The 25779-nt window shown below is 68.9% G+C and carries 24 protein-coding genes and 6 pseudogenes; 16 read left to right on the top strand and 14 right to left on the bottom strand.

The window, feature by feature from the left end:
* Positions 1 to 22 precede the first annotated feature (22 nt).
* From ACFY4A_RS38475 to ACFY4A_RS38455, 5 genes are all read left to right on the top strand, one after another.
* Positions 23 to 469 (top strand): hypothetical protein, encoded by a 447-nt coding sequence (locus ACFY4A_RS38475; RefSeq protein WP_390833967.1) that lies wholly within the window; start codon positions 23 to 25, stop codon positions 467 to 469.
* A complete protein-coding gene (locus tag ACFY4A_RS38470) occupies positions 430 to 1038 on the top strand; it encodes a phosphoadenosine phosphosulfate reductase family protein (RefSeq protein ID WP_390833966.1) in 609 nt (202 codons plus the stop codon). The genes ACFY4A_RS38475 and ACFY4A_RS38470 overlap by 40 nt, the downstream gene beginning before the upstream one ends.
* Before the next feature lie 46 nt (positions 1039 to 1084).
* Complete coding sequence (locus ACFY4A_RS38465; RefSeq protein ID WP_390833965.1) at positions 1085 to 1426, top strand: hypothetical protein; 342 nt, start codon at positions 1085 to 1087, stop codon at positions 1424 to 1426.
* Positions 1427 to 1551: 125 nt separating this feature from the next.
* Positions 1552 to 2256, top strand: coding sequence for a hypothetical protein (locus ACFY4A_RS38460; protein WP_390833964.1), 705 nt, complete (start codon positions 1552 to 1554; stop codon positions 2254 to 2256).
* A 428-nt stretch (positions 2257 to 2684) separates the two neighbouring features.
* Positions 2685 to 2936, top strand: coding sequence for a hypothetical protein (locus ACFY4A_RS38455; RefSeq protein WP_390833963.1), 252 nt, complete (start codon positions 2685 to 2687; stop codon positions 2934 to 2936).
* A 96-nt stretch (positions 2937 to 3032) separates the two neighbouring features.
* On the opposite strand, the pseudogene ACFY4A_RS38450 reads toward ACFY4A_RS38455, so the two are convergent.
* Positions 3033 to 3182, bottom strand: a pseudogene (locus tag ACFY4A_RS38450) (ATP-binding protein); the annotation flags it as partial.
* Between the two features lie 145 nt (positions 3183 to 3327).
* On the opposite strand from ACFY4A_RS38450, the gene ACFY4A_RS38445 reads away from it, so the two are divergent.
* From ACFY4A_RS38445 to ACFY4A_RS38435, 3 genes are all read left to right on the top strand, one after another.
* Entirely contained in the window at positions 3328 to 4392 is a 1065-nt protein-coding gene (locus ACFY4A_RS38445; protein ID WP_390833962.1) for a tyrosine-type recombinase/integrase, read from the top strand.
* Positions 4389 to 4706, top strand: a complete 318-nt coding sequence (locus ACFY4A_RS38440) for a helix-turn-helix domain-containing protein (protein ID WP_390833961.1) — start codon at positions 4389 to 4391, stop codon at positions 4704 to 4706. The genes ACFY4A_RS38445 and ACFY4A_RS38440 overlap by 4 nt, the downstream gene beginning before the upstream one ends.
* Positions 4707 to 5372: 666 nt before the next feature.
* Positions 5373 to 6368 carry a tyrosine-type recombinase/integrase gene (locus ACFY4A_RS38435; protein ID WP_390833985.1) on the top strand — a complete coding sequence of 332 codons (996 nt, stop codon included), beginning with the start codon at positions 5373 to 5375 and terminating at the stop codon, positions 6366 to 6368.
* Between the two features lie 430 nt (positions 6369 to 6798).
* On the opposite strand, the pseudogene istB reads toward ACFY4A_RS38435, so the two are convergent.
* Positions 6799 to 7446: pseudogene (gene istB / locus ACFY4A_RS38430) on the bottom strand (IS21-like element helper ATPase IstB); the annotation flags it as partial.
* Positions 7443 to 9071 (bottom strand): IS21 family transposase, encoded by a 1629-nt coding sequence (gene istA, locus ACFY4A_RS38425; protein ID WP_390833984.1) that lies wholly within the window; start codon positions 9069 to 9071, stop codon positions 7443 to 7445. The pseudogene istB and the gene istA, both read right to left, overlap by 4 nt.
* Before the next feature lie 355 nt (positions 9072 to 9426).
* Between istA and ACFY4A_RS38420 the strand changes: the two genes are divergently transcribed.
* The gene (locus ACFY4A_RS38420) at positions 9427 to 10341 is read left to right on the top strand and encodes a replication-relaxation family protein (protein WP_390833960.1); all 915 of its coding nucleotides are present in this window, start codon (positions 9427 to 9429) and stop codon (positions 10339 to 10341) included.
* Positions 10342 to 10437: 96 nt separating this feature from the next.
* On the opposite strand, the gene ACFY4A_RS38415 is transcribed toward ACFY4A_RS38420, so the two are convergent.
* Positions 10438 to 10566 (bottom strand): hypothetical protein, encoded by a 129-nt coding sequence (locus tag ACFY4A_RS38415; RefSeq protein WP_390833959.1) that lies wholly within the window; start codon positions 10564 to 10566, stop codon positions 10438 to 10440.
* Here ACFY4A_RS38415 and ACFY4A_RS38410 point away from each other — a divergent pair.
* Positions 10555 to 10864 (top strand): annotated as a pseudogene (locus ACFY4A_RS38410) (ATP/GTP-binding protein); the annotation flags it as partial. The gene ACFY4A_RS38415 and the pseudogene ACFY4A_RS38410 sit on opposite strands and share 12 nt — an antisense overlap.
* Positions 10865 to 11094: 230 nt before the next feature.
* On the opposite strand, the gene tgmC reads toward ACFY4A_RS38410, so the two are convergent.
* The 7 genes and pseudogenes from tgmC to ACFY4A_RS38375 form a co-directional block, all read right to left on the bottom strand.
* Positions 11095 to 12213 carry an ATP-grasp peptide maturase system methyltransferase gene (tgmC, locus tag ACFY4A_RS38405; protein WP_390833958.1) on the bottom strand — a complete coding sequence of 373 codons (1119 nt, stop codon included), beginning with the start codon at positions 12211 to 12213 and terminating at the stop codon, positions 11095 to 11097.
* Positions 12210 to 12380: pseudogene (locus ACFY4A_RS38400) on the bottom strand (ATP-grasp ribosomal peptide maturase); the annotation flags it as partial. The pseudogene ACFY4A_RS38400 and the gene tgmC, both read right to left, overlap by 4 nt.
* Before the next feature lie 374 nt (positions 12381 to 12754).
* A complete protein-coding gene (locus ACFY4A_RS38395; protein ID WP_390833957.1) occupies positions 12755 to 13552 on the bottom strand; it encodes a CBASS oligonucleotide cyclase in 798 nt (265 codons plus the stop codon).
* A gap of 135 nt (positions 13553 to 13687) precedes the next feature.
* Positions 13688 to 13969 (bottom strand): DUF3892 domain-containing protein, encoded by a 282-nt coding sequence (locus ACFY4A_RS38390; protein WP_390833956.1) that lies wholly within the window; start codon positions 13967 to 13969, stop codon positions 13688 to 13690.
* A gap of 146 nt (positions 13970 to 14115) precedes the next feature.
* Positions 14116 to 15141, bottom strand: a complete 1026-nt coding sequence (locus tag ACFY4A_RS38385) for an ImmA/IrrE family metallo-endopeptidase (RefSeq protein ID WP_390833955.1) — start codon at positions 15139 to 15141, stop codon at positions 14116 to 14118.
* Positions 15142 to 15149: 8 nt separating this feature from the next.
* Positions 15150 to 16061, bottom strand: coding sequence for a hypothetical protein (locus tag ACFY4A_RS38380; protein ID WP_390833954.1), 912 nt, complete (start codon positions 16059 to 16061; stop codon positions 15150 to 15152).
* A gap of 79 nt (positions 16062 to 16140) precedes the next feature.
* Positions 16141 to 17094 carry a hypothetical protein gene (locus ACFY4A_RS38375; RefSeq protein ID WP_390833953.1) on the bottom strand — a complete coding sequence of 318 codons (954 nt, stop codon included), beginning with the start codon at positions 17092 to 17094 and terminating at the stop codon, positions 16141 to 16143.
* A gap of 628 nt (positions 17095 to 17722) precedes the next feature.
* On the opposite strand from ACFY4A_RS38375, the pseudogene ACFY4A_RS38370 reads away from it, so the two are divergent.
* The 3 genes and pseudogenes from ACFY4A_RS38370 to ACFY4A_RS38360 all read left to right on the top strand — a co-directional run.
* Positions 17723 to 18157, top strand: a pseudogene (locus ACFY4A_RS38370) (transposase); the annotation flags it as partial.
* Positions 18158 to 18429: 272 nt separating this feature from the next.
* Positions 18430 to 18699: a transposase gene (locus tag ACFY4A_RS38365; RefSeq protein WP_390833983.1), complete on the top strand. Its 270-nt coding sequence runs from the start codon at positions 18430 to 18432 to the stop codon at positions 18697 to 18699.
* A 91-nt stretch (positions 18700 to 18790) separates the two neighbouring features.
* Positions 18791 to 20635 carry a DUF2207 domain-containing protein gene (locus ACFY4A_RS38360; RefSeq protein WP_390833952.1) on the top strand — a complete coding sequence of 615 codons (1845 nt, stop codon included), beginning with the start codon at positions 18791 to 18793 and terminating at the stop codon, positions 20633 to 20635.
* Between the two features lie 138 nt (positions 20636 to 20773).
* Here the strand turns inward: ACFY4A_RS38360 and ACFY4A_RS38355 are convergent.
* The 3 genes and pseudogenes from ACFY4A_RS38355 to ACFY4A_RS38345 all read right to left on the bottom strand — a co-directional run.
* Positions 20774 to 20964, bottom strand: a pseudogene (locus ACFY4A_RS38355) (transposase); the annotation flags it as partial.
* Between the two features lie 55 nt (positions 20965 to 21019).
* The gene (locus ACFY4A_RS38350; RefSeq protein ID WP_390833951.1) at positions 21020 to 21340 is read right to left on the bottom strand and encodes a DoxX family protein; all 321 of its coding nucleotides are present in this window, start codon (positions 21338 to 21340) and stop codon (positions 21020 to 21022) included.
* A gap of 306 nt (positions 21341 to 21646) precedes the next feature.
* A complete protein-coding gene (locus tag ACFY4A_RS38345; RefSeq protein WP_390833950.1) occupies positions 21647 to 22240 on the bottom strand; it encodes a hypothetical protein in 594 nt (197 codons plus the stop codon).
* 1070 nt (positions 22241 to 23310) lie between these two features.
* On the opposite strand from ACFY4A_RS38345, the gene ACFY4A_RS38340 reads away from it, so the two are divergent.
* From ACFY4A_RS38340 to ACFY4A_RS38330, 3 genes are all read left to right on the top strand, one after another.
* Positions 23311 to 23784 carry a hypothetical protein gene (locus ACFY4A_RS38340; protein WP_390833949.1) on the top strand — a complete coding sequence of 158 codons (474 nt, stop codon included), beginning with the start codon at positions 23311 to 23313 and terminating at the stop codon, positions 23782 to 23784.
* Positions 23785 to 23928: 144 nt separating this feature from the next.
* Positions 23929 to 24621 (top strand): lysophospholipid acyltransferase family protein, encoded by a 693-nt coding sequence (locus ACFY4A_RS38335; protein ID WP_390833982.1) that lies wholly within the window; start codon positions 23929 to 23931, stop codon positions 24619 to 24621.
* A gap of 413 nt (positions 24622 to 25034) precedes the next feature.
* Complete coding sequence (locus tag ACFY4A_RS38330; RefSeq protein ID WP_390833948.1) at positions 25035 to 25535, top strand: hypothetical protein; 501 nt, start codon at positions 25035 to 25037, stop codon at positions 25533 to 25535.
* The last annotated feature ends 244 nt before the right edge of the window (positions 25536 to 25779 follow it).

The raw sequence follows: 25779 nt of genomic DNA, 5'->3' as shown, positions 1-25779 counted from the left end.
TCTCGTCCTCCTTGGAGCTGCTATGCCTTCGCGGACTGCCCACCGCCCGCCCCCCGCGCCCGACTTGACCTCCTACGACCTGCTCGCTCCCCAGCTGTCCGGCGGCAAGGACAGCGCGGTCATGATGTTTGTGTTCATGGCAGCCGCCCGGGCCGCCGGCGTGGACGACCGGGTGATCTCCTACAGGCTCGAAGTGCTGGAGTGGCCGCCGGTCGTCTTCGGCGGCATCCGTTATCCCGGGGTGTCCGAGCTCGCCACGCTGCAGAGCTCTGCCTTCGGTGTGCCGGCCGACCGGCACCTGGAGGTCACCCGCACGATGCCGGGCCCGGACGGCACCCGGATGCCGCGCAGCCTGCTGACCGAGATCGCGGCCTACGGGCGCTTTCAGCGCATGGGCAGCCCGTACTGTCGCAAGGCGCCAAGGAGAGCGTGGTCTCCAGCGCCTGGACGCCGATCGTCAACCGCCTGAAGCGCGAGCTCGGCCGCCCGGTGCGGATCCTCATGGGTCTGCGCAGCGACGAGGGGCCCGACCGCAAGAAGCGGGCTGCCTTCCGTACGGTGCAGGCCAACAGTGCGCACGCCGTCGACGAGTGGCTACCCATCAAGGACTGGTCGACCGAAGCGGTCAAGGAGTGGCACACCGATGCGCCGGTGCCGTACTGCTGGACGTACGACTCGGTGCCCGGCGCAGGCGACTGGGCCGGAACTTCCCGCTCATGTTCGCTGTGCGTTTTCGCCTCCCGCCACGACGTGCTGCTCTCCATCGGCCGGCGTCCGCGACTGGCCGACCTGTACGCCGAGGTCGAACAGGTGCGAGGCGACAGCTTCCGCGTCGACTGGCGCATCACCGATCTCATCCGGCACGCCGCGGCCTGTGGAGCGCCCGACCCCGGCGTGGTCTGTCCGGACGACGGCCTGGAGTTCACCGCCCTCGAGGAGCAGGTCCGCGCAGCGCTGGAGCAGGAGCCCCGCAAGGAGCCCTACCTGGCCCGGCGGACACGACGATCGCCGTGCGACGGCTGTGCCGCTCCGCTCTGAGTTTCCCGCACGCCTCTGATCTTTCTTGAAAGGCATACTGCTGATGATGACGACGACCACCCAGCGCCTCCTCGACCTCGTCGCGGCCGCACCGGCCAGCCCCGACGAGGACCTGGTGCTGCTCCTCCGCGAAGCGAGCGAGCTGTACCAGCAGGGTTTTGCAGGCCTACGCGACACCGTGGCGGCCCGCTTCGCCGGGCTGTCCAGCGGGGATCTGGTGGCGGCCGCGACCGCGGCCGGCATTCCGTGCGACGTATCCCAGGACCGCGACGAGCTGGTCCTGCTGCTCGCCCTGGCCGAGTGGGAGATGACCCCGGCGACCCTGGCTTACACGGAGATGGCCGAGGACGCGGCCCGCCGCGGGGTGTGCCTGATTCCCGAGGAATGACTTCTTCCTCGCGCCGCCCGGGAAAACCTGGGCAGCGTACTGGACCCCCGCCCCAAACTCCTGCCATTATGTGAGTTGCGAGCCGGGCAGGCCGGCTCACCTCCGACAGGACGGACGGTTCTGCCATGACCTCGCGCCGTGAGCCTCGCCTGGCCGACGCTGCCGAGATCGCGGCTGAACAGGGCCTGACGCCTGCACGGATCAGCGGCCTCTACAACGACCGCACCGAGAACGGCTTCCCCGAAATCGCCGACATGCGCGGCCGCGCCCGCCTGTGGGACCACGCGAAGGTCAGCGAGTGGTTCGCGAACCGCCCGTCGGCACGACTGCGCGAGCACACACCGCCCGCCCGTGATCCGCAGGACCTGCTGAACGCCGCCGAGGCCTCGAGGTTCCTGGGCTACAAGAACCCCAACCAGGTCACCACCTTCGTCCGCGACCACCCCGGGTACTTCCCCGACCCGGACGTCGTCGAAGAGCTGGGCACCGCCGAAAACCCCTACCGCCGGCAGATGTGGCGCGTGCAGACCCTGCTGGACTGGATGGCCACCCGGCCAGGCCGCGGCAAGCACGCCGGCGCGAAGCGCACCGCCCCTGCACTGCCCGACGTCCCCGTCGACGGCGACCCCGACGAACTCCTGGGAGCGACTCAGGCCGCAGCGCTGCTGGGGTTCAAGAGCGTCAACTCCTTCTCCAGCAGCCTGTCCCAGGGCAATCTGCCCCTACTGGAAACCCCCGACGCGCTCACGGAGAAGGGCGGGCGCCGACGGTGGACACGCCGGCGGATCCTCGACCAAGCCGCCCAACCTCGAGGCAGAAACCGGCGGTGAGCGCGCCTTCGCCCACCGCCCCATAGACGCGGCATCCGGTTACGGGTCGTTGGTCCCTTGCGGGCCGGGTGTCGCACGATGGCCGGCATGGCGTGGCTCGCCACCACGCCCCGCAGCAGCCCCGGCTGCTGCGGACCGGCCATCGCCGAACTTCTCTTGGGACCGCGTCTTCCTGGTTCACCCGCGGCCCCTTGCCGTAGTGGTGACGAGCTCCCCTGCAGAAGCAAGCTGCTGGCTTCGTTCATCTCTAGGAACAGCGTTTGTCGACGGGTTGCGGAGGCAGTCGGCGGTCAGCCGGCTCGGAAATGTCGACGAGAGATGACGGCACGTGTCCGGCCCCGATGAAGGCTGGTCGATCTCGCGGAGCTGGCGATCGGTAGGTTGTGTCGTCGAACGTTGAATCGCCTGTTCGAAGGGGTGGGGCCGGGGTGGAAGAACCAGAGATCACGATCAAGCTCACCCGCGACGAAGCGACGATCCTGTCGGACTGGTTGGAACGGTTGCAGATGACCGATCTCAGCAACACGGTTGATGATCCAGCCGCATGGGCACCGATCCATCGGATCGCCGGCCAGCTGGACAAGATGCTGCCCGCGCTGTTCTTCCCCAACTATGACGTGCGGCTGGAGGAGGCCCGGCGCCGCTTGCGTCCACTCGATGAAGGCAGCCTTGAAGACTGAGTCGATCGAATCTCGCGACCGGACAGCACTGCCCGCGAATGCGGGCCGGCCCGCCGCCCGTCAGGGCGGCAGGCCGTCGAGTCAGGCAGCGGCAGGTCAGCCGGCCTTGGCGGGTTCCTCAGCTCGGGCTCGGGTGCTGGCGAGTCGGTAGGAGTCGGTGCCAGTCTCGATGATGGTGCCGTTGAAGGTGAGCCGGTCGACGATGGCCGCGCAGAGCCGGGGGTCCGTGAACGTCTTCGTCCAGCCATCTGGGGCTGGCACTTGTTCCCTCACAAGAGTTGCCGCTGCCACCTGGCCGTATCCCGCTCCTGCGGTCCTCGTTGGTTCTCGCGGTAGCACCCCTGGTTTCAAGGTGCTGCCTTGACCGTTCAGGTGCGAGGAAGGTGTGCCGGTGACCGAGGCGAGACTCCAGGTCATCGCGGGCGGGGCCGTTCCGCAAGAACCACTGTTCACGGACCCGTGGCAGTTCCAGACCGCGTGCGTCGACGCGTTCGTCGCCTCGTGGCGGGCCCGCGGGTTCAGCCCGGTGACCATCGACAACGACATCGGGCTGTTGGAGCGAACCCTCGCGGCCCTGGGCCGGCCTGCGTGGGAGGTGACGCCGGAGGACATCGACCGGGTGGTCGGAGACCTCGCGGTGAAGGGCCGGGCGACCTCGACCCGGCGCGAGTATGTGCAGATCTTCAAGGGGTTCCACCGGTTCCTCCAGGCCCGCAAGGCGGCCGAGATCGAGACCGCGTTCGGTGTCCGGCTGGTCTGCCCGGTCGACGAGTTCAACGCCTCCCGGCATGTCGGCGACGACTCGCCGGCCCTGGTGCCGCCGCCGACGCCGGAGAGGGTGGCAGAGTTCTTCGACTTCATGAAGCAGCGGATCGCGACCGCGAGGAAGTACGGGCCCGCGGCCCGTGACTATGCGATGTTCAGGACCCTGTATCACGCCGGGCTCCGCTCGGAGGAGGCATCGCTGTTGGACAGGTCGGATGTGCACTTCAGCCGTGGCCCGTTCGGCAAGCTCCATGTCCGCTTCGGGAAAGGGGCTCACACCTCGGGGCCGCGGCCTCGCTGGGTGCCCATGCTCGACGGCCTGGACCTGGTGCTGCGGTGGTTCCTGGAGGATGTGCGGCCCAAGTTCCCGGACTCTCCGGTGCTGTTTGCCGACGAGTCCGGCGGCAATTTGCATCGCGGGACCATCCGTAACCGGCTTCGCTATCTCATGGAGCTCGAAGGCCGCCCGTCCGCAGAGCGGTTCAGCCCGCATGCGCTGCGGAGGGCCTGTGCGACCCACAACTATGAACGTGGCGTCGACCTGGTGGCGATTCAGCAAATGCTCGGACATTGGACCGTCAGCTCGACCATGCGGTATGTCCGGCCCTCCGCGACGTTCATTGAGGACGCCTATCAGCGGGCAGTTTCCAGCACTCTGGCGGAGCTGACTGGGAAGGACTCCTCGGCATGAAGATCCGATGGCGGCTTCGAATGGCCGCCGCCCAGCGCGAGGTGTGGACCGGCACCGAGCTGCGGCGACTGCTGGCCGAGAAGGCCGGACTGGAGCTGTCCTCCGCGTCGGTGTCCGCGCTGTTCACCAAGGAACCGTCACAGGTGAAGATGACCACGCTGGCAGCGTTGTGCACCGCGTTGGAGTGCACCCCCAACGACCTCATCGAGGTCGACACGACTCCGGTCGAGCGGCCCGTCACCCCGCCTCGGCCCGTCGCCGACATCCCGAAGGCCGCCGGCTCCGCCCGGGGCCGGTCGATGCCACCCTTGTGACCTGCGGGCATCTTCATGGGCAAGAAGCAACGGGACTGCGTCACCTGTGGCGGGCCGGTCGGCTATCTCGACCGGCAGCACTGCTGCCGGTGCTGGCGCCGCATGAAAGAACAGGATGCGAAGGCGACATGCCCGTCCTGCGGGAAAGACCGTGTGCTCCAGCAGGACACCGGCCGGTGCATCACCTGCTCGCGCGTCTGCGAACAGTGTGGCCATCCCGTTCGCTCGCCCCAGAACCGCCTCTGCCGAGAATGCCGCCGCCGCGGCGACCGGCTCGCAGTCCAACAACCCTGTCCCCGCTGCGGCAAGTTGGGCTATCTCCGTGAGACGACCGGGTGGTGCGGCCATTGCTCCCGGCCCCGGCAGGGCAAGCAACCGCCGCGAATCTGCCGAGGATGCCGGGCCCTTCGCCGACATGCCGGGCTGGGGCTCTGCTCCGCATGCTGGCAGAAACACCCCGACCGCCCCTTCGTCCGCGGCGAACGCCTCCGCGAACGACTCACCAACCCGCCCGCGTGGCTCGACGACTTCGTCGCATATGTCGCCGCCCGCAACTGCGTCGCACGAGCCTGCGGGTTCATCACCAGCCTGGACCGGCTTCTGCATGACGGCCAGCCCCATTCACCCCAAGCTCTTCTGGAGCGGTCACGCACGCCCGGACGGTCGATGGGCTCCTTCGCCCGCGCGCTTGAAGGCTTCTTCACCCAGCACGGCCTGGCCCTGCCCACCGACCAGGCCGAACGGCTCGCAGCCGGGCGGCGCAAGCGCCGCGTCGACGCCGTCCCCGAATCCCTCAGGCCGGCCGTCATCGCCTTCGATGCCGCACGGATGCGGGCCCAGGACCGGGCCCGCCGGGCCGGCACCCGGCCCCGCAGCGATCACACCCTGGAAACCGCCCTGGCCATCATGCGCGACCTGGCCAACTTCCTTGTGAACCACCGCGGCAAAGACGACTGGGCACTGGTGGACGTGCACGACATCGAGGCATTCCTGGCCACCTTGCCCAAGGGACGCAAACGGCGACTGACCGTGCTGCGGCAGTTCTTCCGCTTTGCCCGCTCGCAGCACATCGTGCTGGTCGACCCGACTCGCACCCTGACCGCGAAGGCGCCCAGCGGCTTCCGCGGCCGGACGCTCACCCTGGATCAGCAGCGGGCCCTGTTCCGGCGCTGGACCACCGATCAGCACGTCCACCCGCACGAAGCTCTGATGGGCATGCTCGCCTTGCTGCACGGTGCCTCCAGTTCGGAAGTCCGCATGCTCCGGATCGACGACATCGACGGTGCGGCTCAGACCGTCCGGCTTGGTAAACGACCCCGTCCCGTCCTACTGGACCCCGCTTCCTGGGCAGTGCTGGAACGATGCCTGGCCCACCGCGAGGCATGGCCGACGGCCAACTCGCACGTGATGGTCACCAAAGGAACAAAGGCCGGGCGAAGCCCGGCCTCAACTGCCTATCTATCCCATGCCTTTGACGACTGTGGACACCCGCCCCGGATGATCCGCAGCACCCGCCTCGTGGACCTCGTGAACACCATGGACCCAAAGCTCGTCGCGGCGGCCTTCGGCATGGATGCCCAGGGCGTGCTGGCCTATCTCGCCGACCGCATCGATCCCGGGCGCCTCCCGCAGCAGACGACCAACGACCAACAGGCACAATAGTTCGATGCCCCTCATTGCCTGCGCGAGCTGCCAGCAACCACTCACCGGCGAACTCCGGGAGGTCCCAGTACCGCCCGCCGCCGAGAAGGTGGAGGGCCACCGAGTCGCCCCGCCGCGGGTATCCCAGGGAACCTATGCCATCAGCCCCCAGACACGAGTGATCATCCTGCATCCTGACGACCTGCCAGGCACTGCCCCGCACCCTGACCGCAGGCGGCGTAATGGCTGCTGCGGACTCGACGGCTTGGACGGACCGAACCTTGTATGCCGCAGCTGCGGAGCTGAAGTGGCAACCCAGCAGTCCGACTGCTGGACCGACCATCTCGCGACAGCGGCACCAGACGTCGTGACCATCAACATCGAAAACCCGCGCTGAACCTGTCGTGCTTCGGCATGACCCAGCACACCTTCGCCGGAACATGTGCGCTTTGCCGAACGACTCGTTGGAGGCGATCGCGACGCTGTTCTTCTCCTCGCGTTCGGTCAGGACCTGGAAGAGGAGTTCGGCGCCGTGGCGGTCGAGTTCCATGTAGCCGAGTTCGTCGATGCAGAGGAGATCGACACGGCCGTAGCGGGCGATCGTCTTGTTCAGCTGCTTCTCGTCCGCGGCCTCGACCAACTCGTTGACCAGCTTCGTTGCGAGCGTGTAGCGGACGCGGTAGCCCTTCATCGCGGCCTCGGTGCCCAGCGCGATGAGCATGTGGGACTTGCCGGTGCCGGAGTCGCCGATGAGGCAGAGCGGCTGGCTCTTCTTGATCCATTCGCAGCTGGCGAGGGTGTGGATGGTGGCCGGGTCGACGTTCGGGTTGGCGTCGAAGTCGAAGGACCGCAGAGACTTCTCCCGCGGGAAGCCGGCCGCCTTGATCCGCCTCTCCGACCTGCGGCGGGCCCGGTCCTCGCACTCGGCCATCAGCAGTTCGGCGAGGAAGCCGCGGTAGGTCATCTGGTCCTTGATCGCCCGGTCGGCGATGTCGGAGAACTCGTTGCGGATCGACGGCAGCCGCAGCAGGCGGCAGGCGGAGTCGATCGCGGCGTCGGCGGCCTGCTCGGTCAAGCCTCGCTGGCGGGGCATGGTCACTGCGCTTCTCCCTCACGGTGGCCGCTGCCGCTGGTGCGGCGGCGTCGGAGCAACTGGTCGTAGTGAGACACCGAGGGCAGCGGCCTGGTGTCCGGCGGAAGATGCGCCAGGCGCCACTCGTGCAGGGACGTCACCGTCGCCGGCGGCTGGCCGAGGGTCCGGGCATCCGGTGCGGGCTCGGTCTCGGCCTGGGCAGCCTTGCGGGCCTCCAGTGCGACCGCATCCGCGGTCATGGCCCCGGCCCGCAGAGCGGCGGCCAGGCCGGCCACGACGTGCTCGTGCGTCATGTGGCGTCCGAGCAGCAGCACCTCGATGAGCGCGCGGGTGCCGTCCCGCTCGCCGTGGGTCTTCATCGCCTGGGTCCACCAGGCGTCGTGGACCGGGGTGAACTTGCCCGCCGAGCGGGCCTGTTCGAGAGCGGTCGAGCCGGGGAAGGCGCCGGGCTTGCGGACCAGGACCTCCAGGTAGTGGTCCAGATCCAGGCGGACGGCGCCTTTGGCGATCAGCCGCTCGTGCCGGGCCACCTCCACGTTCTGGTCGTAAACCACCAGGTGAGAGGCGTGAAGGATGACCCTCACCCGCTTGCCGATCAGCCTGATGGGGACCGAGTAGCGATTCGTGCGGACTGGGATCTGGCCATAGCGGTCGACCCGCGGGGTGAACAGTCGCCCTGTCTCGAACGGCTCCTCCGGCAGCGGCATCAGCAGCGGTCGTTCGAGCACGAAGTCCTCGGCGATGGTCCGGGACCTGGAGCCGATCCGGCGGGCGTCGTCCTGCCGGTCCCACTGCTCGACCATCTCGTTCAGCTCGGCGAGCGACGACACCTCGGGGACCGGGACGAAGTGGTTGCGACGGAAGTAGCCGATCTGGCCCTCGACGCCGCCCTTCTCGTGGGCGCCCTCGATGCCTGGGCGGCAGTAGAAGCTTTCGATGCCGTAGTGCGACTTGAAAGCGATCCACCGGTCGGCTTCCACCCTCGCCCGGCTGAGTCCCAGAACCCGGGCGACGGCCGCCTTGAGGTTGTCGTAGCGGATCTTGGTTCGCGGGACCCCGCCCAGCGTCCGCAGCGCGTGGACGTGGCCTTCGAAGAATGCCTCCTGGCCGCAGGAGGCGAACACTCGGTGGACGGCCTTGCCGGAATACGACAGGCGGAAGGAGAACAGGTAGCAGGTCACCAGCTCGCCGGCGAGGCGGATCGTGACGTCGCCGAAGTCGACCTCCGCCTCGTGACCGGGCTGGTGGGTCTGGGGGACGAACGCTTCCAGCGGGGCCTTGCCCGACTCGACCAGGATCTCGGGCTTCCGGGCCGCGACGTAGTAGCGGACCATCCCGTAGGAGACGTCGGCGCCGTGTTCCTCGACCAGCCGGTGGAAGATCCGGGTGACCGTGTGCCGCTGCTTGCGCGGCGCGTCCAGGTCCGCCCGCAGGATCTCGTCGATCACCGGCTTGTAGCGGTCCAGTCCGGTCGCCCTCGGCGGCAGCTTCTTGCGCGGCTCCGGCCAGGACGAGTCCAACGCCTTCCGCACCGTCCGCCACGTCACGCCGTGCTTGCGCTCAAGCTCCCGCATCGACATGCCGCCACGGTGGTCACGCCGAATCGCCGCGTACAGCTCGACCTTCGACATCCGCGGCATGACCAGCACCTTTCACCAGGAGCACCTCGATGCTGCCCTGGCAAGAACCCCGGTGCCTCCCAAACTCGTCGACATCACCCATCCGTGGAACAGAGCGCCTCCCAAACCCATCGACAAGCGACGTCGCTACTGCTGCTCGACAAAGCCACAAGCTGCCCTGGCGCGCGGACGCGGTCAGTGGTCGGGGCCATGGATGTCAGCAACGGCGCAGACCGCGACGCTGTTTCGACTTCGTGACCATGGTCGGGGCTTTGTGGTCGGGGGCCTGGTCGGGGCCCGCGGGTTTCCTCAGCAGCAACCGAAGGTCTCCGCCGGAGACCGCCACGGCCGCGGAAGGAGACATCTCATGAGCAGCGCCGCACGGAGCACTCCGGGTACAAAACTGGCCCCCAGCCCCGCTGAGCCCTTGGCCCACCAGGTGCTGGCCGGGCTCGCCCAGCACCGCATCGCCACCACCAGCCAGTTGCGCCGGATGCTGCGCCCGGACGGCACACGACAGCTGATCTCCCGCGTTCTGAACAGGCTGCGCTCCGACGGCTTCGTCGACTGCACGGTGCTGCCGGACGCGAACCGGACCCGTACCAACGCCTGGTACCTCACGCAGGAAGGCGCGAGGCTGACCCGCGACCTGCCCGTCCTGCGGGGGCGGCCGCCCTACCCCATCACCTCGACCACGGCAGCATCGCTGAAGACCCCACACACGCTCGCCGTCGTACGCGCCCACCTTGCCTTCGCCGCAGACGCCCGCCGGCTCAGGCACGAGCACGGCCCCTGGGACTGGACCCCTGAGGTGTCCCACTCCATCGGCGAGGGCGAGCGGATCGTGGCCGACGCGGTCATGTACTACACGGTCGTCGAGAGCGAACACCGGCGAAAGCTGCGTGCCTTCGTGGAAGTCGATCGCAGCACCATGAGCAGCGAGCGGCTGGCCGTGAAACTGATCGAGTACGCCCGCCTGTTCCAGTACGAAGCCCAGCCCGTCGGCCGGCGGAGGCAGGCCGCAGCGGGTCCTGCCTGGCTGCGCTGGTATCCGGTCTTTCCCCGTGTGCTCTTCGTGCTCACCAGTGCCTCCCGGGCCAGGATGGAGAATCGGATGAGCGATCTGCAGGCGATGGTGGCTCAGCACCCGCTCGTAGCGGCCCTCGCCCGCGAAGTCAGGCTGGGAACCGCCGTGCTGGAAGACCTGGAGCAACACGGTCCCGCCCAGGACGTGTGGATGCCGTTGGCCGGCGGCAAGCCTCGCCCGTGGATGGACCTGTGAGTCGCCGGCGCGAGCGATAGCTGTTGATCAGCTTGCTGCCCCAGGACACCGGTCCTGGGGCGGCAGGCGTTTGTCTGAACCGTAGAGGCCGCTTGATCAGCGTTGTGCTCCCACGTGCTGTAAGGCGCTCTGGCACAGCGGCAGCAGCAGTCCGTCGCCAGGCCAGAAGGGCTGCTCGGCCGCGAGGCCGGTGAGGGGCATGCCGACCTCTGTCAGGAGATGCACTGCCGCACCCTGTGGCTGGCCGTGCCCCCTGCAGACCGAGACCGGCGGACTGCCGATGTCGACGTCCCTCGGCGCAGCGTGGGCCGAGATCGCGCCGATGCTGGGAATGCGCCCGGCACCGGTGGCCCGGCGCGAGGTGACCGTCTACCGCGAGCAGGCCTCCCGGGTGGAGGCCGCGCTCGCCGGCGGCATCGCCTTCCGGCCCGCCCGCCCGGCGGAGATCGTGTGGATGATCCAGCACGCCCTCCACCGCGGCCTCGCTGAGCCCCTGCTCGCCGAGGCCGAGACCAGCGAGTTGTCCCTTCCGCGATGCGGTGGTCTGGGTCGACACGGCGCAACACCGCCTGGACCTCAAGGTCGTCGGCGGCCAGGTCGCCAACGCTGATACGGACATGGACCAGCATGAGCACTGTGTTCTGTTACACCCACAGGGTTGTGCCCCGAGTCGGGGAAGCGTCGGGGGGTGCAGGACAATGCCCCGCCCATCCGCTACGGGAAGGGCGGACGAGCGGGGCTGGTCGTGGGGGCCTACCAGTGGATGCTTTGGCCCTCCGCGGTTACGTGGACTGTGGCCTCCTCCACCGCCGGTGTACTGGCGGCATGCCAGCGGCCGAGGTTCTCCTCAACCGCGTCCCAGAGAGGGTCAGGGCCGTCCTGCCGGACGACCCAGCGGCCGCGCTCTTCGTGGAGCGCAGCCCATGAGCCGGTCTGGACGTCGATCAGCACGTCCTCGTTGTGCTGGCCCTGCGGCAGTTTCAGGTGCTGGGCAGTCGGCACGGCGAACTGGGCGACGAAGCGGGTCGTCCAGTCGTTCAGGACGTCGGCGCCAATGATGGCCTCGCGCTCCTTGCCTGCGCTGAGGTCTGGGAGCAGGCCGAGCGGGGGCGGGAGATGGGGCCGGGCGAGCATGAAGCTCACCTGCCCGTCCAGCACTGGCCCGGACGCCGTGCCGTCCTCGTGGACCGTCAGGCGAACCAGCTCTGACGCGTTGAGCCAGCCGCCGATGGCCGTCAGGATCTGCCCCCCGGGCCGGGTCTGTTCGAGCCAGGCCGCGGGCACCGTGCGTACGCCGCAGGTGGCAATGATCCGGTCGTACGGTGCGCCTTCTTCATCGCCGAGGAGGCCGTCACCGGTCAGAAGGTTGGGGAACGTGCCGAGCCGGCCGAGCGCTTCCCGAGCCCGCTGGGCCACTTCTTCGTCGTACTCGATCGAGGTGACGTAGCCATCACCCAGGCGCGCGCAGAGCACCGCGGTCGAGTAGCCGGTGCCGGTGCCGATCTCCAGCACCTTCATCTCCGGCTCCACGTGGAGATCCTCGAGCATGCGCAGCACGAGGGAGGGGAGCGTGCTGGAACTGGTCGGCTGCCGCATGATCTCGCCTCGGATGTCCGTCGGTTTGATCGTGCCCGCGATCTGGGTCACCAGGGATTCGTCGGCGTAGCAGCCTGGGAGCCAGCCGTCCCCGCCCTCCAGGACGGGGGACCAGGCGGAGGGCGATGTGCCAGGCACCGGGCGGAAGAACCCGCCCCGAAGGAACTCGTGCCTGGGCACTGTCTCAGCGGCGTGCTTCCACGGTTCGGTGCGCAGGGAGCCGCTGGCCGTCATGCTGTCGATGAGCTGCCGGTGGAGCTGTTCTTGGACGCTCACGGCTTCCTTTCCAGTAGGTCGGCCAGGGCTGCGCACATCGGCAGGCCGGTTGCGGTCTCCAGCCAGTACCACTGGCCGGACGGATTGCATTCCAGGAACCACCATCGCCCGTCGGTGTCCACCGCGAAGTCGAAAGCGCCGAAGAGGAGCCCGAAGTGGTCCATGTACTCGTGGAGCGCCAATTCTTCACCTGGTACAACGAGGAACACTGGATGAGCCGGGCCAGCCCGACCGGCAGCTCGCCCTGCCCGACGAAGACGGCAGAACCGTCTACCGCCCCATCCACGAACGCGTCAGCGAGAGCGCCGTCGATACTACTGCCGGTGACCAGCAGGGGCTCGCCATTGGGGCCCGGGTGGCGGCGCGTCCGGTGAAGTACCAGCCCGGGCTGATGCCGGACATCTGGCCGGTGGCGCGCGAACAGGACTTCGCCAGGAGGTACCGCGGCCCCCTCGTTCACGCGTCCTAAGTCCGCTGGCCGCCCTGCGCACCGCCGACGGCCGGCCCCCCATCCGACTCCTCCTCGGCATCCGCAGCTCCATCAAGCTACACGCCCGCACCGTCCTGCCTCACCCCACCGACCTGGGCTGGCGCCGCCGGTCCGGGCGATGTAGGCGAGAACCTGTGCGATGGCTCGGGGGTAGTCGTTGACCTGGAGGAGTTCTCCGTTCCATCCGGTCTCCCACAGGTGGGCGACCAGGAGTTCGAGGAGGAAGCTCTTGCAGCGCAGATCGGGGTTGTAGAGCTTGCTCTGGCGGATCCACGCCTTCAGCAGGCGGATCAGCTCGGTGTAGCCGGGGCCAGCGGCGTCGGTGCTCTTGCGCTTCTCGATGAACCGAAGGTGCAGGGTGACGGAGGTGAGGACCCTGGTTCCCTGACGGGTCACCAGGTATCCCTTGTCGTCCGGCTCTCCGGTGTACAGCACCGGTGCGACGTCGATCTTCAGGCCGGAGCCGCGGAGGGTGATCCCGACCGCGTGGTCGGAAATCTTGAAGTCGTCGGCGACCTTCGTCTCCCCATAGACCTCGATGCAGCGCTCCCTCAGCCACTCCAGGAGGCTGGCCTCGTCCACGCCGGGGTCGGCAGTCCGCAGGTAGGCGGCCACATCCGCATCAGACCCGCCGCCGCGGCGCTGGATGGCGGTGAACTTGGCGGTACTGCCGGAGGCGCGGAGCTTGACCAGGTCGAAGTCCGGGTGCGCGGCGATGTGCCCCTCCAGCCGCTCGCGCAGGTGGTTGACCTGACGGCGGCGTTCCGCCGCCTCCTGGGCAGGCACATTGACCCTGGTCTCGGCGAAGGCCTTGAGGACCTTGTGATCAACGTGTCGTTCTGCAGCCATCCCGTCCTGCCTTCCCGGTGCGGGCCTCCCGCACCGGCTAGAAGCTGTATCACCCGGTACTGACAGTCAGCCCCGTGCGGCCGGACGCACGCGGGCCGGGGCGCGCGCCCGTTCCCACCCGGGGCCCGGACTTGTTCAGCGGCGGGGCAGGGCCAGCAGGTTGTTGGTCCACACCCCGTCGGCGTGGGTCTGCAGGTACTTCTCGCCGCGCGGCGGGGTCACCACGGCGACCGTCGCCCGGTGCCCGCCCGCGTCGCTCGTGTACGCCTGGCCCTTTTCGTCCTCGATCCAGGTGACGAGCTCGGCCCGGGTGTTGTCGCCGCTCTTGGCGGTCTCCGGGTTGGTCCACCACAGGCGGGTGATGTGCTGGTGCGTGGTGCCGCCGGACAGGCGTACCGCGGTGATCTGGATGGCCATCGTTCTCTTCTTCTGCCGGCCTTGCCCGACGGGGCCCCGGAGCCGGCGCCAGGTCCCGTCACCCCAGTGCGGGGTGCTTCGCCCGGGACGGACGACGTAACTCGCGGGTAGAGAAGCGAGAGTGCCCTCAAGGGGCCGACGGGACGTCAGGAACATTCGAGGCAGCGGTCGGAGCCGTCCGCGAACATCGCGGGCGGATGCCGGATGAAGCATCCCGGGCACAGACGCTCAGTCACGCGCGACGGACAGGCACAGCGGCCGCACTCGGGACAGTGGGGGACGCGGCATGCGGAACAAGCGGGTTCGAAGGAGCGGTACTCCTCACCGCAGTGCTCGCAGATGTACTCGCGCGCCTGGGGGCCGGTGTCCTTGGTGGGCGGCGTGAAGGCGCGCCAGGGCGCCGAGTCGATGACGAGGATCGCGACCAGATAGCCGTCCACAGGCGCGGTCTGCGCATGCAGTTCCCGCCCCAGGATGCCGTCGCGGTAGCGGACCTGGGTGCGCCCCTGCGCGCGGCCCTGCCCGGCCCGGGCCTGGGCAATGGTGGGAATGTCGCCCTGGAAGCTGCCCCGCCGTACCGGCGGAAGGCCGTGGGAGGCGGCGAAGACGACCTTGCCGTCGGCGTCCAGGAGGAGGACGTGCCCGGGAGCGGGCAGATGCTGAACGGCCCGGACGCACACCGCCATGCGGGAGGCTCCGCTGGCGCGCCACAGCTCCACAAGGGCGGGGGCGGTCGGCCCGCCGGCGGCCAGGTGATGCTCTACCAGCGGAGCCGGCAGCAGGATCTCGGCGGCGAACGCGTCGCAGGCCGCGTCCTCCAGCAGCACACCGCCGTCGGGCTGGCGGGCGAAGGCCTCCATCAGGGCGAAGCTGTTCTGCTGCAGGTGATGACCCAGCTCGTGCAGGGCGGTGAAGTCCCGTCGAGCGTGGCTGGCGGAGTCGGCGACGATGATCTGAGGGGGCGGTCCGGGTTCGTAGGCACCGGCAACGCTGCACCGCGCGCCGGTCTGGGACTCGGCAACGCGCCGGACGGTCAGCTCCGGCCACGTCTGCATCTCGGCGAGAGCCCCCTGGGCCAGGCGCTGCGCCGCATACGGTCGGTGGGCGTCCAGCTCCTCCAGCATGGCGGTCGCCTGAGTGCGGGCGGCGGCCGCAAGCACGTAGTTGACCACGCCAGCCCCTACTGACCCAGTCGCAGTTCGAAGTAGCCGTCCGCTCGCGCCGCCCAGTCCGTGTGCGTTCGGTCGTCCTGGCGGGCCGCCAGCGTGACGATGCCGTAGGCGGCACGCAGCCGGGCCCGGTGTTCGTCTTCGAGATGCAGGGCGGCGAGGGCACGCAGCTGGCTGCGGCGCAGCGGCCGGTTCAGCTCGTTGACCACGGCCGGCGGCAGTGCGGGATTGGCGGCGACGACCTCGTCCGTGCCCAGGCCAAGGAGGACAGCGAGCTTCTCGGCCTGTTCGGCGGTGAGGGGGTACTGGCCGCGCCAAACCGGCAGGGCCTGGGAGGGTGGCAACTGGAGCTGCGACCCAAGCTGCGCCACGGTGACGCCGCGCTGTTGGAGGAGCTGTGGCAGGGCGCCGGATCCTTCCGGCACCCATCGTGCGGCGCTCAGCCTCGCCAGGGTGTCCATCAGGGCACCCCGGTACTCGGCATCCGCCACGGCGGGTGAAGGCGGGGCGCTGCCCCAGCGTGCCCCTGGCGGCGCGGTGTGCGGCAGATCAGGATGCAGGGAGGCAGGCAGAGGCACCGTCAGCTGGCTGACCTGGCGGTCCAGCACGTACCAGGGCAGCGGCTGTTTCAACCCCCACCACAGGGCGAGCGGCTGCTCCAGCGTGGAGGCCTCGGCGGGCAGCAGCAGCGTGCAGGCGTCGGCGTAGCGTTCCAAGGAGACCGGGATGGCGTGCACCATGTCGTCGTCAACCGCCGTGATCACCAGCAGCTGGATGGTGCGCTCCCACACGGCCCGCCAGATCTGACCGGGTTCAGGATCCCGCGGCGGCGCGGTGGCGACCTCCCGGACGGCATCGGGGACCTTCAGCCCGGCCGCGGCGGCCACCAGTCGTTCGTAGGCACTGCTGTGGGCAGCGTTCATCCTGTTTCCCCCTCTCCTTGGCTGTGGTCCATCAGCGCATTCTCTTCCCACTAAGTACGGACGACGTCACAGGGGCGGTTCAGGGGGGTGGATCTGCACAGCGCCGCAGCAGCGCTCCCATGACTGCTGTCCGGTCACTGTCGTCCGACAGTGCGAGCCGGAGCTTTTCCTTCAGGCCGGCCAGGACAGCCTCGGCCTGCGCCGGCCCTATTTCCAGCAGTTGCGCTGCGTGATGGGCGTCTTCGTCCAGGTAGGGCAGCAGCTGCCGCTCGTTGGCGGTCAGCCGCTGCCAGATGTCAGCGGCGCCGCCCCCGGCGGCCGCGGCGTCGGCCTCCGCCGCGGCCGCCTCGACCGGATCGGCCGGTGCCCCCTCGTCGGCGTAGAGAGGGGTGAAGCGGGCCGGCGCCAGGAGCTCGAACCGGGACTCGAGGACCTTGGCCAGGTCCTCCTCCCGCACCGCGCCCCGCGCATGCCGCAGGATCTGCGTCAGGATGACCATGAGGGCCTGGACCGTCTGCGCTGGGGTCGGGCCGGAATGGTTCCAGCGGGTGATGCCCACCCCGCGCACGCGCCAGGCCTCGGCAACGAGATCATCCAGATCCCCCTGCCACACCGCACCCTCGGGATGTTCGCTCAGCATCCAGCGCGGCGGGGAGCCAGGCGCCCGGCGGAAGGATGCGTCGGCGCCCATCAGCCGGGCGATGCGGCGCCGCAGCTTGCCCCGCGGCGTCTTCTTCGCCTCATCGATGAGGAAGTTCTTGATCGACGCGAGGAACAGCCGCTCCAGCGAAGCTTCGTCGGCGGCCTGGACGAAACAACTGGTCACGAACCGCTGCCCCGCGCCCTCACGGGTCAGCATGGCCGTGATCACGTCGTAGGCCGCGTCATCGCTCCACTCCTGATACCCCTCGGGCGGAGGGAACCCCGACGACCGGCGGACCTGATGTACCAGACGCTGCAACAGCTCGAACGTCTCCGGCCCCAACTTGCCCGTCTGCGACAGCTCTTCGTACGCGCCACCCACTACCGGCACACCCCCGATCCACCCAGAACGTGTGGCCCCCCAGGCTCCCTGTCTGCATACACCTGTCGCCTCCCTCACACCAGGTAACACGCGCCGGTCGGGCCAAAGAAGTGCACCCGTAGCCCGTAGGCATCCTGACACCTCGTCAGAACGGGTAATACCGAAGGCTTGAGCAAGTCAGGATGAGCCGCCAGCGGCTTGACGATCGCTTGTGCCTCAAGTAGGGCTGGACACACCCGCGTTGAGGCGCCAGCAGGGCACCCCCGGTCGGAGAGTCGAGCAAGCCGCCACAACTGCAGGCGAGCCTGCGGACCCTTTCTCGGATCCCGGCCCCTTGAGCCCCTGCACGCTGCGCTGAACAGCACAATGTGCACCACGTTCGACCGCCGCTCTGACCTGCACAAATGCCGCCAGAGTCATAGGGATTCCCGAGACATCTCCGAGATTCCAGCTCATTCACGGACTCGCAGCCCACAGCCCCGCGCGCCACTGGCCATGAGTTCACCTATCGCAATTTGCGCTGTTCAGATGGCACGCTGCCCACGCCACGAAGTCTCCGGCTCAGACCTGAGACAGCAGCTCACGACCGTCTAGTGAACGGATGTAACCCAAGAACTCACACCGCTGCCCCGAAGGCCGCACCAGCAGCGGCTGGTACCCGGTCACCCAGCACGGCCGCGACGCCATCGTCGTGGACTTCGCCAAGGCCGACTGCCGCTCCTGCCCCTCCCGGCCCCGCTGCACCACCGGCCGCCGCGTCAACCGCATGCTCACCCTGCAGCCCCTGGAACTGCACGAGACCCTCGCCGCCGCCCGCACCGCACAGCGCACCGACTCCTTCAAGACCCGCTACGCCCTGCGGGCCGGCGTGGAGGGGACCATCAACCAGGCCCTGGACGTCACCGGGATGCGCCGGGCCCGCTACCGCGGACTGCCCAAGGTCCGCCTCCAGCACGCCTTCTCCGCGACCGCGGTCAACATCGTGCGGCTCGATGCCTACTGGAGCGGGCATCCCCTCGATCGCAACCGAACCAGCCGCCTCACCCGCCTCAGCTACCAACCCACCGGCTGACCAAGCGGAATTGCGCACCAGAGTCCCCGGCGTACTCCCATGACGCCCGGCGGGCCGCCAGCCTTTTGCACGGTCCCCGTAGCCAGAAGGTGGTGCCGTCGACGCGGTCCTGCGGGTGACACCCCTCCAGGGCGAAACAACGTGGTCTTTTCTGCACCGCTTGGCAGCCGCCTACCGGCTGCAGGTAACCGACCTGATGGCATGGTGAAGGAACTGCTGCGAGACTTCCTCGGCCTGGCCGTCAGCCGTACCCACGTCCAGACCGCTCCACGATCTCCGCCACCCGCCACCGCTTCTTCGCCCACGTCGCCAACCACGCCCACCTGCCCGAACTCGTCACCCTCGCCGAAACGGTCGAGCAGTGGTGGGACGGCATCGAGACCCACCTGACTACCGGGATCACCAACGCCGCCTCCGAGGGCAACCGCCTCATCAAGCTCGAAGCGCGTAACGCCTTCGGCTTCAGGGACCGAGAGAACCAACGCCTGCGCTCACGCTGTACAACCACTCGGCGAAGCCGACGGGAGGCGCACCCCCACTAAATTCGAAGACCCTTGTTGTTGGCCCGCCGCCGGGATACCCTTGCGATCTTCATGGGGCAGGGGAGGCCCCGTGACATCAGGGGGTATCTCCTTGAACACCGCGAAGGACAAGAGACCGAGAGCGGCGGGGACCCTGAACCGGAGACGCAGGGGCGGCGCCTCGATCAAGATCTTCTTCCTCGTCCTGCTGCTCAGCGGTCTCGTCGTGCTCTTCCGGATGGGCGGGAACGTGGAGCGCGTCAACACGATGTGGGTGGGCGCCGAGGTCGCCGCCGACGGCAGCATCCGCGTCACCGAGGTCATCGACTACGACTTCGGAGAGCCCGACAGCACCCGGCACGGCATCTACCGCGACCTGCCGGACCTGATGTACGACGAGGACTACGCCAAGGTCAGCGCCACCTTGGACGGCGCCCGGGTCCCGTGGGAACTCACCGTCGGGGACTACTACGAGAAGCCGAACGGCCAGCGGGAGATAGCCACTCGGATCAAGGTGGGCGACCCCGGCGGCTCGGTCACCGGCGTGCACCGGTACCGCATCCGGTACACGCTCACGGACGTTGTGAAGAAGGGCAAGATCGCCTGGGACGCTGTCGGCACCGGTTGGCGGGTCGACCGCTCGGACGTGGAGATCCACGTCGTGGCCCCGTACGAACTCACCGGCGCACGCTGTGTGCACGGCACCAACGGTTCCGAGGACGCCTGCACCGCCCGCGGGAGCGGTCCTGGGCGGCTGGACGTCACCCTCGACACGCTGAAGGGGCACGAGGGCGTCACCCTCTACGCCTCCCGCGGGCAGAAGCTGACCGGAGCGAAGGTGGCCCTGCCCGCGCCGCCCTCCGGAAAGGCCGTCGGCACGACCGTGGAAAGCCCGCTGCGGGTGGGTCTGCTCGCGTTCGGTTTCACGCTGGTCTGCGCCGCCGTGACGCTCTTGCTGCTGCGTTTCCTCGGCCGTGACCGGATCGTCGAGGAAGGACCCGACGGCACGCTCGGCCGGACGCGGCGCGTCTCCCTCGACCGGCTTGCCGCCTCGCTCACGCCGTCGCCCGTGCCCCCAGCGGAATTGACCCCGGCACAGGGCGGGATCCTGCTCGACGAACGGGTCGAGAACCACCACCAGGTGGCCTGGCTCCTCGGCGCGGCGATCGACCGACACGTCGGCATCGAGGGGACCGACCGGCATCCCACCCTCACGCGCCGCGATCCGGCCGACGCACCCGCGGACCCGCTCGCCAGGGTCGTCTTCGGCAGCATTTTCTCGGGACGCGACTCAGTCACCCTGGGCCTGCGCGACCCGCAATTCCGGTCGGCATGGGAGAGCCTCAACCGCGGGCTGACACAGTGGCAGGCCGACAGCGATCTTTGGGACGCGGCCGCCGCGCGTCGCGCCCACATCGGACGCACCATCGGCACCGCCGCCACCCTGCTCGGCTTCGTCACGACGGCCGTCGGGGCCTGGCTCAGCGGCCACCGGAACGCGGCCGGCTGGCCGGTCCTCGTGGTGGGCCTGATCGCCGTGGGTGCCGGCTTCGCGCTGCGGCTGCGCTCCTGGGAGCTGCACACCCGCACCCCGCGCGGCACCGCCCTCTGGCTCCGGACGGAAGCGTTCCGGCGCTATCTCATGGACCCCTCCTCCCCCCAGCACGACGAGCCCCCCGACGAGATGCGGCTAAAGCTGTACACCGCGTGGGCGGTGGCCCTGGACGTGGCCTACGCGTGGGAAGGAGCGATCGCCGACTCGACGGCCGCTCCCGTACACCGCTCGACCCTCGTGGCCGGGTTCACCCCAGGCTTCGCCCTCGGCCTGATCACCGCCGCCTCGACGTCCAGCGCCGCCCCTCCCTCCAGCGGCAGCGGTGGCGGAGGTGGCGGAGGGTCCGGTGGCAGCGGAAACGTCGGTGGGGGTGACGGCGGCGGTGGCGGTGGGTCCTGGTGACCTCTGGTACTTGTAGGGGCCTGGCGCAGGCTTCTACGCCGCCGCCGCGACGATGAGCGGGTGCCGCGGGCAACAACCGCCTCATCAAGCTCGAAGCGCGTGACGCCTTCGGCTTCAGGAACCGAGAAAACCGGCTCTTCACAATCCAGGGTGTAGTCGTGGCCTGAAGCCGCCGGTTTCCAGCAGGGATCTGGCGATGTAGTTGGTGAGGTTGCGGAATCCGAGGGCGGAGCCGCGGAGGTGTGTTCGAGCCGTCCGTTGATGGCCTCGGTCGGTCCGTTGGACGTGCCCGGGCGTTCGAAGTAGGCCAGCACGTCGGTGGCTCGCTGCGAATCTGCACGACACCGACCAGCACAAACACACTCCGATGTCACCGACAGAGCATCACCCCGATGACACCACCCGCCGAATCACCCCAGGCCACACACCCACAACCGCCCAGTGACACCCACCGCAGCCCCGGTGACACTTCCACTCAGATTCGCAGCCGCAGCCGATCTCGAAGATTCCGTCGAGCGTGGCGAAGAAGGCCGGCGCCGGGATGCCGACCTTGTCGAACCGGCCGGTGCCCAGCGAGGCGGTGCGCACGAACTTCAAGATGCCCTCGGAAAGGAAGATCGCGCCCACGTAGAAGCGGATCCACAGCACCGCACCCGGTGCGCTGGTGTACATAAGCCGGGACAGCCAGGTGCGTGCCTGCATCATTCAGGGACCTCGCCTCAGGCCGGACAGCGGTGACCTCGGCATCGTCCTGCGCTGTCGCCTCGTCACGCGGAACAAAATCGCATCGGTCCCACCTGCGGGCGATGCTCTGTCCCCCGACCGGGTGTCAGACCTGTGCGGAGAGGCCTGAGGGGCGCCGCCTGGCGCCGCCGCCCTCACGGGCGCCGACCGGGGCGAGGGCCTTGAGCATCCCGGTACGCAGGGCGGCCTCTTTGAGGATGTCGATCAGGGCGACGACAGTTAGGCGGCGGCCCCGTCCTGCCGGGCGGGGCCGCGGCGGGAGTGGGATCAGGATGAACCAGCCGGGGGCTCCTCCGATTCCTCGGCGGCGGCTTCACCCTCCTCAGCTGCAGGCGTCTCCTCTGCCGCTTCAGCCGGAGGCTGCGCTGCTTCCTCGGTAGCGGTCTCGGCCTCCCCAGCCGCGGGGATCACCTCTGCTTCCTCAGCGGCGGCTTCACCCCCCTCAGCTGCAAGCGTCTCCTCTGCAGCTTCAGCCGAAGGCTGCACTGCTTCCTCAGCGGCGGTACCGGTCTCCTCGGGTGCGGGAGGCTCCTGCTCGATGTCGCTCATGTGTTCACCTCCCCTTCCCCGGCCGCGCAGGATGGCTGTGGCGCCTCCGATGGCCAGAGCGACGGGCCAGTCGAGAGCACCGGCCACCGCGAGCGCGCCCAGGCCGCCGTAGAAGAGAAGATCCCTGGCCGCCAGCCTTGATGTCATCGCCTGCGTGTTGGCCACCACGTCCCCCGGCGTGAGGTAGGGGATGTGGACCGGCGCGTGCACATCCAGGCTGTGGATGTGCAGCTTCCCGTCCGTGGCGGGTTGCTGTGCCGGACGGGCGCGTGCCGCCGCCGCTTTCCGTGTTGTGGTGGCTGCGCTGGGCATAGCCACCTCCTCGATGGATCCGAGTGCGGTTTCGCACTTTCATTGTGGCGCGCATACGCCAGGGGGACAGCTTCAAAGCTTCGTGCGCTTGGAGTTGTTCACGGTGCTCCGCCAGGGTGCTGCCGCTACGTGGGTTGGAAGATGTTCACACGGGCCGTCGGCCCTCGGGGCCCAGGCCGTGCGGTGCTGTGCGACAAGATCCACTCAGCCGCGGGCCGTTCCCCAGGCGGCGTGACGCGTCGGCGCCGGGCGTGTGCTGCCCTATGCCTCCAGGCTCACACCGCTGTCTCCCCCCTGCGCACCGGGCAGCCCTGAGCAGGGACCCGGACGGCTGCCTACTCAGGCGCTGGAGGAGGCGACGTAGCCTTCCTGCGGGCCAGGCGTTGAGCACGGCACGCGTGCATGTCATCCCCCGCGGGCGCGTACGCAGACGAGGGGCCCGGCCGTTGCCGAGAGGCCTGGCTCCGGGCCCCTCCTGCCGCCCGCGCGCATCTGTCTCCGGTCGCCGCATGTACACCCGCGTCGTACACAGGTCGTATGAACCAGGACAGCGACAAGGTCTTTCACCCCGGCGAGATCGTGCCGGACTCCGGGATCTACGAGTGCGACTGCGGGCAGCACCACAAATACAGCACCAAGGTTCCCGCCCCTGCACGACACCTGCAGCGGCAGCGGCTGGAAACTCAAAGCCCCCTCCCACCCCCACCCCTGACCCTCACCGTCAAGCGCCGACACCCACGCCTACGCGCCCGGGTGATTACAGCCGTACTCCCCCACCCACGATGCGAACTTGCGGCGGACGGTCGCCTCACTCCCCCACCAGCGCGGCGGGCCCCGTCTGTGGATGGCGAAGTCGCTCCCGCAGGATGCGGGCGCCACGCTGGGACACATGAGCACACACCCGCCGACCGGACCGGCTCAGGCGCGTGAGCTGCCGCCGCTGTCACCCATGCTCGCGGTGATCGGATCGCTCCCCCCACCGGAAGCCGAGGGCGAGTTCGCGTACGAAACGTTGTGGAACGGGGCGCGCACCCTCGTCCACCTGCCCCCCCGACGGAACGGTGCAGCTGGTGTCCGCCACCGGACTGGACGCCACCGGCCAGTACCCGGAACTCCAGGCGCTCGCGGGACTGCTGCCGGCGCCGGAGGCGGTACTGGACGGGGAGATCGTCGTGCTCGACGATCAAGGGCGCCCCTCGGTGGAACGGCTGCAGCAGCGCATGAGCCTCCACCACCCGGCCGCCGTCGACCATGCCCGCCAGGACCTTCCCGCCTGGCTGGTGATCTACGACGTCCTCTACCTGGGCGAACCCGTCATCCAGCTGCCCTACACCGCCCGCCGTGACCTCCTGGACGACCTGGGCCTTGCCGGCCCTGGCATCATCGTCCCCGCAGCCTGGCCCTCCATGGCCAACGAAGCCCTGGAGAACAGTCGGCGAGAGGGTTTCGACGGGATCGTCGCCAAGCGATTCACCAGCCCGTACCTTCCCGGACGGCGCACCCGCGACTGGATCAAGATCAAGCACCTGGCCCCGGCCAGATGACTCCGGCCCGAGGAGATGTCAAACGTGGGCCGTGTGGATCATGCCGTGAGCAGTGGGCCGGCTGGGTGTTCCGGGGCCCGGAATCTGGCCTGCCGGCCCGGCACAGACATACCGGGGAGCCGATTCGGCAGTGGGGAGCCGCCCGTGTTCTATTACGTGCTCAAGTACGTCCTTCTGGGGCCGTTGCTGCGGCTGCTGTTCCGGCCGCGGGCCGAGGGGCTCGAGCACATTCCGGCCAAGGGCGCGGCGATCGTTGCCGGGAATCACCTGTCCTTCGCAGACCCCCTCCTCATGCCCGCGGTCCTGAAGCGGCGCATCACGTTCCTGGCCAAGGCGGAGTACTTCACGGCACCGGGCCTCACGGGCCGGCTGACCGCGCTCGTTCTCCGCGGTGCCGGGCAGATTTCAGTCGACAGGTCGGGCAGGGCCGCGGGGCAGGCGGCCCTTCGGGAGGGGCTGGGGGTACTGGCGAAGGGAGAGTTGCTCGCGATCTATCCGGAGGGCACGCGTTCCCCCGACGGCCGGCTGTACAAGGGCAAGGTCGGGGTCGCGGTGACGGCGCTGGCTGCGCAGGTTCCGGTGATTCCGTGCGCGATGGTGGGGACCTTCGAGATCTGGCCTCCGGGACGTTTCCTGCCCAGGCTCCGGCCGGTCACGATCCGTTTCGGGCAGCCGCTGGACTTCTCGCGCTTTGCGGGGATGGCGCACCATAAGACGGTGCTGCGGGCCGTCACCGACGAGATCACGTACGCAGTCTTGCGGCTCTCGGGCCAGGAGTACGTGGATCGGTACGCGGCCGACGTGGAGGCCGGACACGCGAAGAGGCGGCGGGGCTGAGGCCGGTCGCGCCTCCGCCGCGGGTGCAGCAACGCTGTGACGTGGTGGTGCCAGCCTCTCCAGGTGCGGCCCTCGAAGTGGGCAGGTCCCAGGGCAGGCTGGACAGCCCGCAGGCGCAGAACATCGTCCGTGGCTGACCGGGCGGAGCAAGTGCCTGACGCTGTCGGGGATCTTGGTGTGCGGGCTCTTTCAGACAGCGCTGGCGGATCCGCCGCGGCATGCGGAACCGCCTGACGTCACGGTGACTACGCGGGACGCGGCCCCGCTCGGAACTCTCATGCGCTCGGGCGGCTCCCTGGTACGGCGAACAGGCTGTTCAGTACGTGCCGTGCGCGTAATGGGAAAATGGAGGGCCTGCGGCGGCCGGGTGATCCTTAAGCCACAGGCTCTACTCGTCGTAGAGAGGATCGACCGTGACCTCGGACCACGACATGCTCTGGGATCGTTGCGCGCTCTTGGGGCGTGTTCTGCTGCCGCTGGTGGATCAGGATCCGTGGCGTCAGGCTCGTCGCCATGAGCACCTGCAGGCCTGGGGCATCGGCACGGCGTTGGGCGAGCGGCTGATCGAGGTCTTCGCGGCTCTGGCCGCCCATGCTGTCGCGGTGGACGCTTCCGTGTCCGCCGCAGGATTCGACGCTCTGCCCCTCAGCGCCGTGGCTGAATCGGCGATTGGCAAGCAGGATTTCGAACTACTCGCCGGACTCCCGGGCACCTTCGCAGACGGCCGCGACGAACTGGCCGTCAAGGTCTTCCGCCTGTACACCTACAAGGGCGGACAGCACAGCCTCCAACTCATCCGGCTGAGCAGGGAAGTGCGCCATGCACTGGTCATCCTCGCAGAACGCGCGCCGACGCCGTCCCTCACGTGCGGGGGCGTCTTCCGCCGGGCGACCGAAACCGGCCTGCCGCAGTGATCATCGACGTTAAGCAAGCTGGGGTTGAACTGTCCGCGCAGATGGTGGCGGTGGTCCTGGCGGCCGATGCACTGACCACCCACCGACCTGGCAGGCTCAGGCACGGATCCTTCGACGGACTCGGTCTCGGCCGGGTGTGTCAACTTAAGGGCTCTGGCCCGTAGTCGGTGGTGACGCCGAGTAGCGGTCAGGGCAGAAGGATGCGGTGGCGGAGGAGGTCGAATCCGGCGCGTCCGTGCATCTG

It is taken from the genome of Streptomyces sp. NPDC001292, assembly GCF_042896465.1.
Classification (GTDB): domain Bacteria; phylum Actinomycetota; class Actinomycetes; order Streptomycetales; family Streptomycetaceae; genus Streptomyces.
Note: the sequence above shows the minus strand (reverse complement) of the source record. Positions and strands in the feature narration are given on the sequence as shown.